The organism is Thermomonas aquatica (genome assembly GCF_006337105.1).
GTDB lineage: Bacteria > Pseudomonadota > Gammaproteobacteria > Xanthomonadales > Xanthomonadaceae > Thermomonas > Thermomonas aquatica.
On the sequence record NZ_CP040871.1, the window covers coordinates 1915692 to 1929440 of the forward strand.

A 13749-nucleotide genomic window follows, 5' to 3' on the forward strand; every position below is an offset into this window, starting at 1 on the left:
TCAGCCCGGCGTCCGCACGATTTCGACCAGGTGGCGCTCGGCCTCCAGCCCCGGCACCTGCAGCGGGTGCACCGCCGCGACCCGCCAGCCGGCGGGCAGGGCGGCGATCTCGTCCTCGGGCAGCACGCCCTTCATCGCCAGCAGGCGCCCGCCCGGGGCCAGCAGGTGGCCGCCCAGCGCCAGGATCAGCGGCAGGGTGGCCAGCGCGCGCGCGGTGATCGCGTCGAAGCGGCCCGGCGCATCGAAGGCCTCGATCCGCGATTCGGCGACCTCGATGTTGCCCAGCTTCAGCTGGCGCGCTGCCTCGCGCAGGAAGCGCGCCTTCTTGCCGTTGCTCTCCACCAGGGTCACCCGCAGCTGCGGCCGCGCGATCGCCAGCGGGATGCCGGGCAGGCCCGGCCCGGTGCCGAGGTCGGCCAGGGACGCGATGCCGTCCAGGTGCGCGTGCATCGCCAGCGAATCCAGCAGGTGCTTGACCAGCATCTCGCGCGGATCGCGGATCGCGGTCAGGTTGTAGGTCGCGTTCCAGCGCGCCAGCAGGGCCAGGTAGGCCAGCAGGGGCTCGGCCAGCGCGACATCAAGCTGGAGTTGGCGCAGGCCGGACTCGAGGTCGGGGCGTAGGTCGTTCATGCGCGCATTGTAGGTGCGCCGCCTATGCCGGGCTGAGGTTGGCGTAGGCCAGCACCAGCCACTTGCTGCCGGCATCCTCGAAGTTCACCTGCACCCGCGCGTGCGCGCCGCTGCCCTCGACGTCGGTGACGAAGCCGGTGCCGAAGGTCGGGTGGCGCACATTGGCGCCGAGCCGGATCGCTGGCGCTTCGATCGCCGCGTGGCCGCGGTCGCGTGGGGTGAAGCGGTTCGACTGCGTGGCGTAACCCCGCGCGCGACTTGCGGCTTCGGGCGGATCTCGCGCAGCAAGGGTTTCGGGATCTCGCGCAGGAAGCGCGACGGCAGGCCGTACATGTCGCTGCCGTGGATGCGCCGGCTTTCCGCATGGCTCAGCACCAGCTGCTGGCGCGCGCGGGTGATGCCGACATAAGCGAGCCGGCGTTCCTCGGCCATGCGCCCGGGCTCTTCGGCCGAGCGCATGTTGGGGAACAGGCCTTCCTCCAGCCCGACCAGGAACACCAGCGGGAATTCCAGGCCCTTGGCGCTGTGCAGGGTCATCAGCTGCACGCCGTCGGCGCCGGCCTGCGCCTGCCCTTCGCCGGCCTCCAGCGCGGCGTAGCTGAGGAAGGCGACCAGCTCGGTCAGCGCCGCGGCTTCCTCGTCGTCGCCGCGACGGAAGCGCGAGGCCACCGAGACCAGTTCGTCCAGGTTGTCGGTGCGCGAATCCAGCGAACCGCGCGATTCGTTCTCGTAGTGCACGCGCAGGCCGCTGCGCGCCAGCACATGGTCGATCTTTTCCTGCAGCGGCATCTCCGCGGTTTCCGCGGCGAGCGCATCGATCAGGGTCTCGAAGGTTGCCAGCGCATTGCGCGCGCGCGCGGCCAGCACGGTTTCAGTGCACACGCGCTGCACCGCGCGCCACAGCGAGACGCCGTGTTCGCGCGCGCAACGGCGCACTTCGTCCAGGGTGCGCTCGCCGATGCCGCGGGTCGGCGTGTTGACCGCGCGCTCGAACGCCGCATCGTCGTCGCGGTTGGCGACCAGCCGCAGGTAGGCCAGCGCATCCTTGATTTCGGCGCGTTCGAAGAAGCGCATGCCGCCGTACACCCGGTACGGGATCTGCGCCGCCAGCAGCGCTTCTTCGAAGGCGCGCGACTGCGCATTGCTGCGGTACAGGATCGCGGCTTCGCCGTAGCTGCCGCCGTCGCGCACCCACTGCGCGATGCGTTCGATCGCGTAACGCGCCTCGTCGACCTCGTTGTAGGCCGCGTACAGGTCGATCGGCTCGCCCTCGCCGGCATCGGTCCACAGCTGCTTGCCGAGGCGGTCGTCGTTGTGGGCGATGACCGCGTTCGCGGCATTGAGGATGTTGGCGCTGGAGCGGTAGTTCTGTTCCAGCTTCAGGGTGACCGCGCCCGGGAAATCGCGCAGGAAACGCTGCACGTTCTCGACCTTGGCGCCGCGCCAGCCGTAGATCGCCTGGTCGTCGTCGCCGACCACGAACACTTGCCCGCTATCGCCCGCCAGCAGCCGCACGAAGCCGTACTGGATGGCGTTGGTGTCCTGGAATTCGTCGACCAGCAACTGGCCGAAGCGGTGCCGGTAGTGCGCAAGCAAGGCCGGGGTGTCGCGCAGCAGCTCATGCGCGCGCAGCAGCAGCTCGGCGAAGTCGACCAGGCCGGCGCGTTCGCAACGCGCCTGGTACTCCGCGTACACGCGCAGCATCACGTCGCTCCACTCGTCGTTGGCGGGGGGCTGGATGTGTTGCGGGCGGCGGCCCTCGTCCTTCTGCGCGTTGATCCACCAGGCGATCTGCCGCGGCGGGAAGCGGCTGTCGTCGATCTCCAGGGCCTGTACCACGCGCTTGACCAGGCGCTGCTGGTCGTCGGAATCCAGCACCTGGAAGCTTTCCGGCAGCTTCGCTTCCTGCCAGTGCAGCCGCAGCAGCCGATGGGCGATGCCGTGGAAGGTGCCGATCCACATCCCGCGCGGCTCGCCGCCCAGCTGCGCGCCGATGCGCGCGCGCATCTCGCCGGCCGCCTTGTTGGTGAAGGTCACCGCGAGGATGCCGTGCATCGGCACCCCGAACACCTCGTGCAGCCAGGCGATGCGGTGGGTGAGCACGCGGGTCTTGCCGGAACCGGCGCCGGCGAGGACGAGATAGTGGCCCGGCGCGGCGGACACGGCCTCGCGCTGGGCCGGGTTCAGCCCGTCGAGGAGGTGGGAGACATCCATCGCGCCATTCTACCGGCGCGCATGGATCGAAACCTCAGTGCGCGGCGCGCTTGCCCGGCACCGCGCTCATCACCTTGTCGGTCCAGGCGATGCCGAGCGCCGACAGGATGAAGATGGTGTGGATGATGGTCTGCCACATCACCCCGGCCTGGGTGACCTTGGTGCAGGCGCCGCCGGAGCCCGACTGCAGCGCCAGTTGCGCGGCCTCGAACGCCGCCTGCGTCCCGCACAGCGGCAGCCCGCCCAGGGTGCCGGCTTCGATGAAGGTCTTCAGCAGGTGGATCGAGGAGATGCCGATGATCGCCATCGCCAGCTTGACCTTGAGCACGCTGGCGTTGACGTGGCTCAGCCATTCCGGCTGGTCCGGGTGGCGCTCCAGGCGCATCCGCGAGACGAAGGTCTCGTAGCCGCCGACGATCACCATCATCAGCAGGTTGCTGATCATCACCACGTCGATCAGGCCCAGCACCAGCAGCATGATGTCCTGCTCGCTGAGGCTGGTGGCGCCGTGCACCAGGTGCCACAGCTCCTTCAGGAACAGGATCACGTACACGCCCTGCGCCACGATCAGGCCCAGGTACAGCGGCAGCTGCAGCCAGCGCGAGGAGAAGATCAGCGCGGGCAGCGGATTGAGGCGGCTATCGTGGTCGGCGGACATGGGCGGCTCTGGCGAAAAATCCCGCGCAGGGTAGCGGGCACGGCCGACCCTGCCAAGCGCGTGCAACGCAGCGTTGCCGGCATCGACACATCCGCGGCGATAAGGTGGCGGCCCACGTTGGAGATCCCGTCGATGATCGACCTGCATTACTGGCCCACCCCGAACGGGCACAAGATCACCCTGTTCCTGGAAGAGGCCGGGCTGGAGTACCGCATCGTGCCGGTCGACATCGGCAAGGGCGCGCAGTTCGATGCCGATTACCTGAAGATTTCGCCGAACAACAAGATGCCGGCGATCGTCGACCATGCCCCGGCCGACGGCGGCGCGCCGATCTCGATCTTCGAATCCGGGGCGATCCTGCAATACCTGGCCGGCAAGACCGGGCGCTTCACTGGCATCGCCGATGGTGCGGATGCCGGCACCGCGCTGCGCCAAGGCATCGTCGTCAACGAGTGGCTGTTCTGGCAGATGGCCGGGCTGGGCCCGATGACCGGCCAGTACGGTCACTTCAATGTGTATGCGCCGGTCGACATCGGCTACGCGAAGGAACGCTACCGCAAGGAGAGCGAACGCCTGCTCGGCGTGCTCGACAAGCAGCTGCACGGCCGCGACTTCATCGCCGGCGGCGAATACAGCATCGCCGACATGGCCTGCTATCCGTGGATCAGCCCGTACGACAAGGCGCCGCTGGACCTTGCGCCGTTCGCCAACGTGCGGCGCTGGCAGGCGGCGATCCGCGCCCGCCCGGCGACGCAGCGCGCGTATGCGCTGTCGAAGCAGGTCAATCCGCAGGCCGGCAAGGAACTCTCGGACGAAGAAAAGAAGATCCTGTTCGGTCAGGGCGCGCGCTGACGCCAGAAACGACGACGGCGCCCGCGGGCGCCGTCGTGCCTGTCCTTCGGCGTTCCCGCCTTACATCGCCGGCTTCAGCTCGAACTGCGCCGGCGGCTCCGCGCCGAGCAGGTTCTTCACGAAGTAGTCCCAGCGCCGGCGCATGACGTAGTAGCTGTCCTTGCCGTAGCCGTGGTGCGCGTTCGGCAGCAGCAGCAGGTCGAAGTCCTTGTTCGCCTTCACCAGCGCATCCACCACCAGCAGGGTGGACTGCGGCGGCACGTTGTCGTCCATCAGGCCGTGCAGCAGGAACAGCTTGCCCTTGAGGTTCTTGGCGTAGCCGGCGTTGTCCTGGCCGGTGTAGTTGTTCGTGCCGTCGGCCTTGTTCTCCATCAGGCCGTGATAGCGCTCGCCCCAGTCGTCCTCGTAGCTGAGGTTGTCGTGGTTGCCGGATTCGGAGATGCCGACCTTGTACACGTCCGGGTAGCGGAACATCGCGGTCGCGGTGGCGTTGCCGCCGCCGGAATGGCCCCACATGCCGGCGCGGGTGGCGTCGATCCACGGATATTTCGCCGCCAGCTGCTTCAGCGCGGCCACCTGGTCCGGCAGGGTGTTGTCCGCCATGTTGCCGTACCACGCGTCCTGGAACGACTTGCTGCGCAACGGGGTGCCCATGCCGTCTAGGGCGATGACGACGAAGCCGAGTTCGGCCAGCGCCTGGTGGTCGCCGCGCGAGGGCGCGAAGCCGCGCTTGCCGACCGAGCCGACCTGCGGGCCCGGATAGATGTAGGTGACGATCGGGTACTTCTTGTTCGCATCGAAGTTGGACGGCTTGAACATCAGGCCGTACAGCTCGGTCTTGCCGTCGCGCGCCTTGACCGTGAAATCCTCGGGCGCGACCCAGCCGGCGGCCTTCAGGCGGGCGGTGTCGGCGCGCGCCAGTTCGGCCAGTTGCTTGCCGTCGGCATCGCGCACCACCACCACCGGCGGCGCGCTGGTGGTGGAGTACGCATCGACGAAGCGCTTGCCGTCCTGCGACACGGTGATGTCGTGGTTGGCGTTTTCCGGGGTGAGCAGGACGACGTCGCCGCCGTCCATGCCGACCTTGTAGTAGTGGACGAAATACGGATCGCGCCCGGGCTCGCGGCCGACGCCGCGGAACCAGATGGTGCGCGAGGCCTGGTCGACATGCGCGACCTGGGCCACGTTCCAGTCGCCGCCGGTGAGCGGGCGCTTTTGCTTGCCGCTGGCGAGGTCGTGCAGGTACAGGTGGCCCCAGTCGGACTTCTGGCTGAACCAGAGGAACTCGTTGCTCTCCGGCAGGTAGCGCCAGTTCACCGAGGACAGCGCCGGCGCGCTCTGGTACTGGGTCTTCACGGTTTCGGTGTAGACGTCGCGGACCTTGCCGGTGGCGGCATCGGCCACGCGCAGGGTGGCGGACTTGTGGCCGCGGTCGGTGCTGACGAAGGCCAGGGTCTTGCCGTCGTTCGCCCACTGCACGTCTTCCCAGCCGTTGTCGCAGGCGATGTCGTCGCTGCAGGTGGAACGGTGCTGGTCGGCCGGCATCTGCAGGCGCACGGTCTTCGGCGCGGCGCCGGACAGGTCGATGACGACGCGTTCGATCATCGTCACGTCCTTGTCGCCGACGAACGGATACTTCCATTGCTCGACCTTCGGCGCGCCGACATTGGTGCCGACCAGGGTCATGGTGCTGGTCTTGCGCTGGTCCTGCTGGAAGGTGGCGATCTTGTTGCCGTCCGCCGACCACACCAGGATCGCCTCGTCGGTGTGTTTCCAGCCGGCGTTGTCGGTGGCATAGCCGTAGTCGGGCTTGCCGTCGAAGGTGAGCTGGGTCTCCTTGCCGCTGGCGAGATCGCGCAGCCAGAGGTTCCAGTCGCGGACGAAGGCCTCGCGCTTGCCGTCGGGCGAGGTGCTGCCCGGTTCGCCGCCGCCCTTCGCTCCTTCCAGCGCGCTGCAGCCGTCGTCGTTGCAGCGGAACGCGCCCTGCATGCCGGCCAGCCGCAGGCTGCCATCGGCATTGCGGCTGACCTGCAGCGGCGGCAACTTCTCCGCCAGCACCGGCTTGCCCTTGCCGCCGGCGGCCAGGTTCATCGCGTCCGCCAGCGCCTTGGCGTTGAAGGCGGCGGTCGACTTGCCGGTGGCCGGGTCGAGGCGGAGGACGCGCTCGACGCCATTGGCGCGCTCGCGATAGACCAGGCTGCCGTCGTCCAGCCAGGTCGCGCCGCTGACGGCATGGTCCAGCAACGGCGCGGTGCGGTCGCCCAGCATCCGCGCCGCGCGTTCGTAGTCGGCCGCGGTCACCTGCGCCATCGCCTCGCCCGCGCCAGTCACCAGCAGGGTTCCCAACAGCCAGTATTTCGCATCCATCCCGATCCTCGTCGTTCAGCGCCCGCTGGCAACCGGCCCCGCGGGCAATCGGGCGATGCTAGCGCGCGCCGCGCCGCGCTGGCGCGTGACGAACGGCATGGCTGGCATACTTGCGCGCATGGAGAACACCGTCACATCCCCGGCGTTGGCGCCCGACCGCATCGCCGTGGTCATCCCGGCCCTGAACGAGGCATTGCGCATCCGCGAGGTGGTCGAAGGCGCGTTGCGGCATTGCCCGAACGTGATCCTGGTCGACGACGGATCGGACGACGGCACCGCCGAAGCGGTGGCCGACCTGCCGGTCACCGTGCTCCGCCACCCCAGCCGGATGGGCAAGGGCGCCGGCCTGCGCGACGGTTTCGCCGAAGCGCTGCGGCAGGGTTTCGACGCCGTGGTGGCGATGGACGGCGACGGCCAGCACAGCGGCGACGACATCCCGCGCCTGCTCGCCGCCGCCAACCGCTACCCCGGCTGGATCGTGATCGGCGCACGCCTGCGCAAGCGCGCCAACCAGCCCACCTACCGCCGGCTGGCGAACCAGTTCGGCGACTGGGGCATCGCCTGGGGCACCGGCTACCAGGTCGCCGACAGCCAGAGCGGGCAGCGCCTGTACCCGGCCGCGGTCTGCCGGCTGGGTTGCAGCGGCATCCCGGGCGAGGATTTCGTGTTCGAGGCGCAGATCGTGATGTCCGCCGCGCAGCAACTGGGCACGCGTTGCGTGTCGGTGCCGATCGAGGCGCGCTACAACCAGGTCCACGGCGCGCCCGATTTCCGCCCCAGCCATTTCCGCCCGCTGCGCGACCTGTGGCGGATCACCAGCCATATCGTCCTGCAGTGCGTGCGCCGCGGCGGTCTGTGGCAGGTGCACAGGCGCGCGCGCGCCAATCCGCCGGTGATCGACGACCCGTCCGGCGAATTCGCCGCCGCCTCGCCGCTGGCGCAGCCACGCTGAGCCGGTCGCCCGCGGGCCGCGCGTTATCATCCGCGCCCCGATGCCTGCCATGACCGACACCGCCCCACGCCCCGCCGCTTTGCGCGTCGAATACCGGTGCGATCCGCTGGACGCGCTGCTGGCCGATCCGAGGTTGCTCGCCGTGTTCGGCTTCGGCGATGCGGCAGCTGCCATCCATGCCGATCCGCGCTACCTGCATGTCGCCCTGCAAGCCCATGGCGATGCGCCGTTCGAGTGCTGGTTCGTGGCCGGTGACGTGCAATGCGGGCGCGATGCGGGCATTGCCTGGAGCGCGGATGGCCTGCTGCAGTTCGGCGCGCTGGAAATCGACGAGCAGGGAGACATCGAATCCGCCGCCGCCGCCGCGTATGCGCGCCTGCAAGCCTGGCTGGCGCGCGGCGACTATCCGCACCCGCTGCGGATCTGGAACTACATGGATGCGATCACCGAGGGCGAGGGCGATGACGAGCGCTATCGCCGTTTCTGCGTGGGTCGCGCGCGCGGCATCGGCCGCGAACTGGCGCCGGGCGAACTGCCGGCCGCCACCGCGATCGGTCATCCGCGGCGCAGCAGCCGCTTCCAGCTGTACTGGCTGGCGGCGCGCGATGCCGGCATCCCGCTGGAGAATCCGCGCCAGACCCAGGCCTGGCGCTACCCGCGCCAATACGGTCCACAGGCGCCGGGCTTCGCCCGCGCCATGCTGCCGGCGGATGCCGGCATGCCGCTGCTGCTGTCGGGTACCGCCGCGGTGGTCGGGCATGCCTCGCAGCACGGCGATTCGCCGGCGGCGCAACTGGACGAGACCCTGGCCAACCTCGACAGTCTGGTCGCCACCGCGCGCGCGCGCCGCCCCGCGCTGGCGACGCACTTCGGCGCCGACTCGCGCCTGAAGGTCTACGTGCGCGATGCCGCCGCATTGCCGCAGGTCGCCGCGTTGCTCGAGGCACGCCTGCCGGCGGCGGTGCCGCGGATCGTCCTGCACGGGCAGGTCTGCCGGCGCGAGCTCGCGGTGGAGATCGACGGCACCCACGCCTGAGCCACGGACTCGCCGCGACCGGGCGGCAGGCGCATGCCGCGCGTGGCGGGGAAGCGAACGAGGGCGATCGGCGTGGGTTTCGTCGCCTTGGCCTGATGGTGCCGGCGCCGCTCCCGGCCATTCCTGCATCGCCAAGCCAACGGCTGCTGGCCCCGCCGCTGCCGGAGCCTCGTCCTCGTCACGGCGGGCACATCATCTCGACCGCGCCAGCCGGCCGCCTCCCAACGGCAACCTGATCGCGGCGGCGGCGCTGCGCTCTGCCTGGCATGCCTGGTTCAAACCGTTCACGATCCGCAACAGTGGATATGCCCATTCAGCCTTGTGGACATGTTGTGAAACCGCGACGGTCATTGCACACTCGCCCCGTCAGGGGGGAACTCTGGCAAAACGTGAAAACCACGCTTGACGGGACATCCCCGCTCCAAGCCCGTTGCTACAAGCAGAGGACATTCCAGAAATGAAAGCCACGACCCTGATCGTGCTGGGCGGATTGTTGTTCGCCGGCACGTCGCTTGCCGCGGAACCGCAGCAGGTCCAGAACACCGACAACAACTTGACCGCCGACAGCGGCATGAAGGTTGGTATTGATCCCAAGACCGGCAAGCTGCGTCGCCTGACTGCGGCGGAAAGCGCCAATTTGGATGTCCTCACCGCCAAGAACCGGAAGGCAGCCGCCGCAATGGCGAAGGGCAAGGTCGCCGCCAAGGAAGGCGTAACCACCGAAATCGTCAACGGCCGTTACATCACCTATCTGCCCGAGTCTGAAATGATCGAAATCCACGCGACCATCGGCGCCGATGGCAAGGTTATCGTCAGCCACGATGGCCAGCCCCTGCAGGGTGCCGTGGAGGCCGCGAATGAATAAGCGCCTTCTCGCGCCCGCGCTGGCCATTTCGCTCTCCTGTGGCATTGCCCAGGCCGCCGACCTGCAATTGTTCAATGCAGATCCCGCAAACGTCGGCCTCAACGATCCCACCCCCGCTGCACCGGTTGGTGGCAACACCGGCACCACCATCGGGGCGCAGCGCCAGTTCGTTTATCGTCATGCGCTGAGCACATGGGGCAGCGTCCTGGGCAGCAATGCACCTGTGGTCGTGTCGGCAAAATTTGCGCCCTTGACCTGCACCGCGACGTCCGCAGTGCTTGGCTCCGCCGGTGCGAATTGGGTGTCGCCGCTCGACTACAACTTGCCTACCGGCACCGCCGCCGATCCCTGGCGCCCCGGTGCGCTGGTCAACGCCCTTTACGGCAGCGAGCAGAACCCAGGCGCCCCTGCGATCAACTCGCAGTTCAATGGCGCCCTGGGCGCCGCGAACTGCCTCGCTGGCTCGGGCTGGTACTACGGTCTGGACGGCAATACCCCGGCGGGCAAGATCAATTTCCTCAATGTGGTGATGCACGAAATTGCCCATGGACTTGGAGCCGCTGGATTCCTCAACAAGACGACTGGCGCCTTGTTCCTCGGCGGCCCGGACGTCTATTCGGCGAAGGCCCGCGACAACATCACGGGCATGCTGTTCAGCGATCCGACCATGACCAACACCCAGCGCGCCATCGCGATGAGAACCAATGGCGCCACCGTGTGGACCGGTGCCAATGTCAATCAGCAGGCGGCGCTGTTGCTGGACTCGAACTACCAGAATGCCCTTGCGTTGCATGTGTCTGCGCCTGCGGCGATGGCGCGCGATTACGGCTTCTACACCGCCAGCTTCGGTCCCGCCCCGACTCCTGCCAATTTCAATGGGCAATGGGTGCTTGCCACCGATGTGGTCGAACCGGCCGTTCCGCCCGGATTGCCCGGGACAACAACGGATGGCTGCTCGCCGTTCACCAATGCCGCTGCCATCGCGGGCAAGATCGCAATGGTCGACCGCGGGTATTGCGGCTTCGCCGTCAAGGTGAAGAATGCGCAGCTCGCTGGCGCCACCGCTGTGGTCGTGCTGAACAGCGCAAGCACTTGGGGCGCCATGGGTGGCACCGATCCGACCATCACCATCCCCTCGGTGATCGTGCAGCAAGTCGACGGCATCGCATTCAAAGCCAACGCCCCGATCACCGGCGGCATGGTGTTGGGCCCGGTCACTCTGGCCGGCATGGATACCAACGGCCGCACCCGCCTCTACTCGCCTTGGGTGGTCGCCCCGGGCTCGACCTTCTCGCACTTCGACACTGTGTTGCACCCGGATGCGCTGATGGAACCGTTCGATTCGCCGGAAGTCCAGGCCCAGCTTACGCTCGATCTGACCCCGGCGCTGCTGCGCGACATCGGCTGGCCGATGAACAATGGCAATACCAAGCTGTTCAACGGCATATGCGATACCGGCGTGCCGGCCGCCGCCGATGGCGGCATCGCTATCGGCGCCAACATCGCCGGCGCCGACGCCACCTGCAAGATCGGTGCGACCCGCACGACGTACTACAGCTGCATGAACGCCTATGCGAGCAAGCTGTACACGGATGGGCTGATCAACGGCACCCAGAAGAGCAAGATCCAGACCTGCGCCCGCCGCACGTCGGACAACTGGGGTCGCTGATCCCGGACGACCGCGCAACACCAACCGGCGCCGCAAGGCGCCGGTTTTTTTTGCGCAGGGGTAAACTGCGCGCATGACCTACCCCTCAACCCGCCCGCGGCGGATGCGCCGCGACGAGTTTTCGCGCCGGCTGATGCGCGAGACCGTGCTGACCGCCAACGACCTGATCTACCCGGTGTTCGTCCATGAATTGCAGGGGCGCGAGCCGATCGCCTCGATGCCCGGGATCGAACGCCTGTCGATCGACGAGCTGCTGCGCGTGGCCGAACAGGCCAGCGAGCTGAAGGTGCCGGCGCTGGCGCTGTTCCCGGTCACCGCGCCGGAGGCGAAATCGCTGACCGCCGAGGCGGCCTGGGACGAGGATGGCCTGTGCCAGCGCGCGGTGCGCGCGCTGAAGGCGCGCTTCCCGCAACTCGGGGTGATCACCGACGTGGCGCTGGATCCGTACACCAGCCACGGCCAGGACGGGCTGGTCGATGCCGGCGGCTACGTCATGAACGACGAAACCGTGGAGGCGCTGGTCAAGCAGGCGCTGTCGCATGCGCGCGCGGGCGCCGACGTGGTCGCGCCCAGCGACATGATGGACGGGCGCATCGGCGCGATCCGCGACGAACTGGAAGGCGAGGGCTTCATCCATACCCGCATCCTGGCCTACAGCGCCAAGTACGCCAGCGCGTTCTACGGCCCGTTCCGCGATGCGGTGGGCTCGGCCGGCGCGCTGGGCAAGGGCAACAAGACCACCTACCAGATGGATCCGGCGAATTCGGACGAGGCCCTGCGCGAGGTCGCGCTGGACCTGGACGAAGGCGCGGACATGGTGATGGTCAAGCCGGGCCTGCCCTATCTCGACATCGTGCGCCGGGTGAAGGACGAGTTCGGCGTGCCGACCTTCGTCTACCAGGTCAGCGGCGAGTACGCGATGCTCAAGGCCGCCGCGCGGAACGGCTGGCTCGACGAGCGCGGCTGCGCGCTGGAGGCGCTGACCAGCATCAAGCGCGCCGGCGCCGATGGCGTGCTCACGTATTTCGCGCTGGATGCGGCACGCTGGCTGCACGAGGCACACTGACGCCACGCCACCAAGGGGAATCGCGATGCGCAAGCACTACGCCGTGTTCGGAACGCCGATTTCCCATTCGCTGTCGCCGCGCATCCATGCCGCGTTCGCCGGGCAGTCCGGCATCGACCTCGATTACGTCGCGATCGAGGCCGGGGCGGACGATTTCCGCGCGAAACTCGAGGCGTTCGCCGCCGCCGGCGGCAGCGGCGCCAATATCACCCTGCCGCTGAAGGAAGCCGCATTCGCGCTGTGCCGCGACAGCAGCGAGCGCGCCGTCCGCGCCGGCGCGGTGAACACCGTGATCCGCAATGAAGACGGCAGCTGGCGCGGCGACAACACCGACGGCGCCGGCCTGGTGCGCGACCTCACCGAACGCCACGGCCTGGACCTGCGGGCGCGGCGGACCCTGCTGCTCGGGGCCGGCGGCGCCGCGCGCGGGGTGGCGCCGGCGCTGCTGGATGCCGGCATCGGCGAGCTGACCGTGGTCAACCGCACCCCGCAACGCGCGGACGCGCTGGCCGATGCGCTGGGCGAACCCGGCCGCGTGCATCCGCGCTATTTCGGCGACATCGCCGCGTTCGGCGAATTCGACCTGATCGTCAATGCCACCTCGGCGGCGCGCGGCGGCGGCCTGCCTGGCCTGCCGCGCGCGCTGGTCGGCCGCCGCACCGCCGCGGTCGACCTGAGTTACGGCGAGGCGGCGATCCCGTTCCTGGCCTGGGCACGCGCCAACGGCTGCCACGACGCGGTGGACGGACTCGGCATGCTGGTCGAGCAGGCGGCGGAAAGTTTCGCGCTCTGGCACGGGGTGCGGCCGGACACGGATGCCGTGTTCGCTGCGCTCAGCGGCCGCGCGGCGGCCCTGGTGACCGCGGACTAGGCGCCCAGGTACTGGTCCTTCAGCCGCACGTAGTGCCCGGCGCTGTAATACAGCGCCTCGATCTCGGCATCCGACAGCATCCGCACCTTCTTCGCCGGATTGCCCAGCCACAGCTCGCCTTCGCCGACCACCTTGCCCGGCGCGACCAGCGCACCCGCGCCGACGAAGCCGTGCTTCCTCACCACCGCGCCGTCCAGCACGATCGCGCCCATCCCGATCAGCACCGCGTCCTCGATCCGGCAGGCGTGGATGACCGCCTTGTGGCCGATGGTCACGTCCTCGCCGATCACGGTGGCGAAGCCGCCCAGCTTGGCGTGCGGGCCATCATGGCTGACGTGCACCACGGTGCCGTCCTGGATGTTGGTGCGCGCGCCGACGCGGATGAAGTTGACGTCGCCACGCACGATCGTGCCTGGCCAGATCGAGGCATCGTCGCCCAGCACCACGTCGCCGATCACGGTCGCCGCGGGATCGACATAGGCGCGCACGCCGAGGGTGGGAAAGCGGTCGAGGTAGGGGCGCAGGGCGGACGTTTTCGCGGTCATGGCCCATTCTAGCCGCGCGGCCCG

11 protein-coding genes and 1 pseudogene are annotated in these 13749 nt (G+C 68.7%); 7 read left to right on the forward strand and 5 right to left on the reverse strand.

Annotated elements, in window-relative coordinates; genetic code table 11:
- The 3 genes and pseudogenes from rsmG to FHQ07_RS09115 form a co-directional block, all read right to left on the reverse strand.
- Positions 1 to 630, reverse strand: a complete 630-nt coding sequence (gene rsmG, locus FHQ07_RS09105) for a 16S rRNA (guanine(527)-N(7))-methyltransferase RsmG (protein WP_139716508.1) — start codon at positions 628 to 630, stop codon at positions 1 to 3.
- Positions 631 to 652: 22 nt separating this feature from the next.
- Positions 653 to 2844 (reverse strand): annotated as a pseudogene (gene uvrD / locus FHQ07_RS09110) (DNA helicase II).
- A 34-nt stretch (positions 2845 to 2878) separates the two neighbouring features.
- Positions 2879 to 3502: a TIGR00645 family protein gene (locus tag FHQ07_RS09115; RefSeq protein WP_139716509.1), complete on the reverse strand. Its 624-nt coding sequence runs from the start codon at positions 3500 to 3502 to the stop codon at positions 2879 to 2881.
- Positions 3503 to 3634: 132 nt separating this feature from the next.
- Between FHQ07_RS09115 and FHQ07_RS09120 the strand changes: the two genes are divergently transcribed.
- Positions 3635 to 4354, forward strand: a complete 720-nt coding sequence (locus FHQ07_RS09120) for a glutathione S-transferase N-terminal domain-containing protein (protein WP_139716510.1) — start codon at positions 3635 to 3637, stop codon at positions 4352 to 4354.
- A gap of 60 nt (positions 4355 to 4414) precedes the next feature.
- Here FHQ07_RS09120 and FHQ07_RS09125 read toward each other — a convergent pair whose 3' ends face one another.
- Positions 4415 to 6721: a S9 family peptidase gene (locus tag FHQ07_RS09125; protein ID WP_139716511.1), complete on the reverse strand. Its 2307-nt coding sequence runs from the start codon at positions 6719 to 6721 to the stop codon at positions 4415 to 4417.
- Between the two features lie 118 nt (positions 6722 to 6839).
- On the opposite strand from FHQ07_RS09125, the gene FHQ07_RS09130 reads away from it, so the two are divergent.
- From FHQ07_RS09130 to aroE, 6 genes are all read left to right on the forward strand, one after another.
- Positions 6840 to 7673 (forward strand): glycosyltransferase family 2 protein, encoded by an 834-nt coding sequence (locus FHQ07_RS09130; RefSeq protein WP_139716512.1) that lies wholly within the window; start codon positions 6840 to 6842, stop codon positions 7671 to 7673.
- A gap of 28 nt (positions 7674 to 7701) precedes the next feature.
- On the forward strand, positions 7702 to 8709 hold the full coding sequence (locus tag FHQ07_RS09135) for a chorismate transformation FkbO/Hyg5 family protein (RefSeq protein ID WP_425476963.1): 1008 nt from the start codon (positions 7702 to 7704) through the stop codon (positions 8707 to 8709).
- 457 nt (positions 8710 to 9166) lie between these two features.
- The gene (locus tag FHQ07_RS09140; protein WP_139716513.1) at positions 9167 to 9574 is read left to right on the forward strand and encodes a post-PEP-CTERM-1 domain-containing protein; all 408 of its coding nucleotides are present in this window, start codon (positions 9167 to 9169) and stop codon (positions 9572 to 9574) included.
- Entirely contained in the window at positions 9567 to 11243 is a 1677-nt protein-coding gene (locus FHQ07_RS09145; protein ID WP_139716514.1) for a PA domain-containing protein, read from the forward strand. Before FHQ07_RS09140 ends, FHQ07_RS09145 begins: the two co-directional genes overlap by 8 nt.
- A gap of 73 nt (positions 11244 to 11316) precedes the next feature.
- A complete protein-coding gene (gene hemB / locus FHQ07_RS09150; protein WP_139716515.1) occupies positions 11317 to 12309 on the forward strand; it encodes a porphobilinogen synthase in 993 nt (330 codons plus the stop codon).
- Positions 12310 to 12334: 25 nt separating this feature from the next.
- Entirely contained in the window at positions 12335 to 13180 is an 846-nt protein-coding gene (aroE, locus tag FHQ07_RS09155) for a shikimate dehydrogenase (RefSeq protein ID WP_139716516.1), read from the forward strand.
- On the opposite strand, the gene FHQ07_RS09160 is transcribed toward aroE, so the two are convergent.
- Entirely contained in the window at positions 13177 to 13725 is a 549-nt protein-coding gene (locus tag FHQ07_RS09160; protein WP_139716517.1) for a gamma carbonic anhydrase family protein, read from the reverse strand. The two genes, aroE and FHQ07_RS09160, sit on opposite strands and share 4 nt — an antisense overlap.
- Positions 13726 to 13749: the final 24 nt, after the last annotated feature.

What these genes read in the sequence shown, in the direction of transcription:
- hemB (WP_139716515.1), top strand. Translation starts at nt 11,317, where the DNA reads ATGACCTACCCCTCAACCCGCCCGCGGCGGATGCGCCGCGACGAGTTT.
- FHQ07_RS09115 (WP_139716509.1), bottom strand. Translation starts at nt 3,502, where the DNA reads ATGTCCGCCGACCACGATAGCCGCCTCAATCCGCTGCCCGCGCTGATC.
- FHQ07_RS09130 (WP_139716512.1), top strand. Translation starts at nt 6,840, where the DNA reads ATGGAGAACACCGTCACATCCCCGGCGTTGGCGCCCGACCGCATCGCC.
- FHQ07_RS09160 (WP_139716517.1), bottom strand. Translation starts at nt 13,725, where the DNA reads ATGACCGCGAAAACGTCCGCCCTGCGCCCCTACCTCGACCGCTTTCCC.
- rsmG (WP_139716508.1), bottom strand. Translation starts at nt 630, where the DNA reads ATGAACGACCTACGCCCCGACCTCGAGTCCGGCCTGCGCCAACTCCAG.
- FHQ07_RS09140 (WP_139716513.1), top strand. Translation starts at nt 9,167, where the DNA reads ATGAAAGCCACGACCCTGATCGTGCTGGGCGGATTGTTGTTCGCCGGC.
- FHQ07_RS09145 (WP_139716514.1), top strand. Translation starts at nt 9,567, where the DNA reads ATGAATAAGCGCCTTCTCGCGCCCGCGCTGGCCATTTCGCTCTCCTGT.
- aroE (WP_139716516.1), top strand. Translation starts at nt 12,335, where the DNA reads ATGCGCAAGCACTACGCCGTGTTCGGAACGCCGATTTCCCATTCGCTG.
- FHQ07_RS09125 (WP_139716511.1), bottom strand. Translation starts at nt 6,721, where the DNA reads ATGGATGCGAAATACTGGCTGTTGGGAACCCTGCTGGTGACTGGCGCG.
- FHQ07_RS09120 (WP_139716510.1), top strand. Translation starts at nt 3,635, where the DNA reads ATGATCGACCTGCATTACTGGCCCACCCCGAACGGGCACAAGATCACC.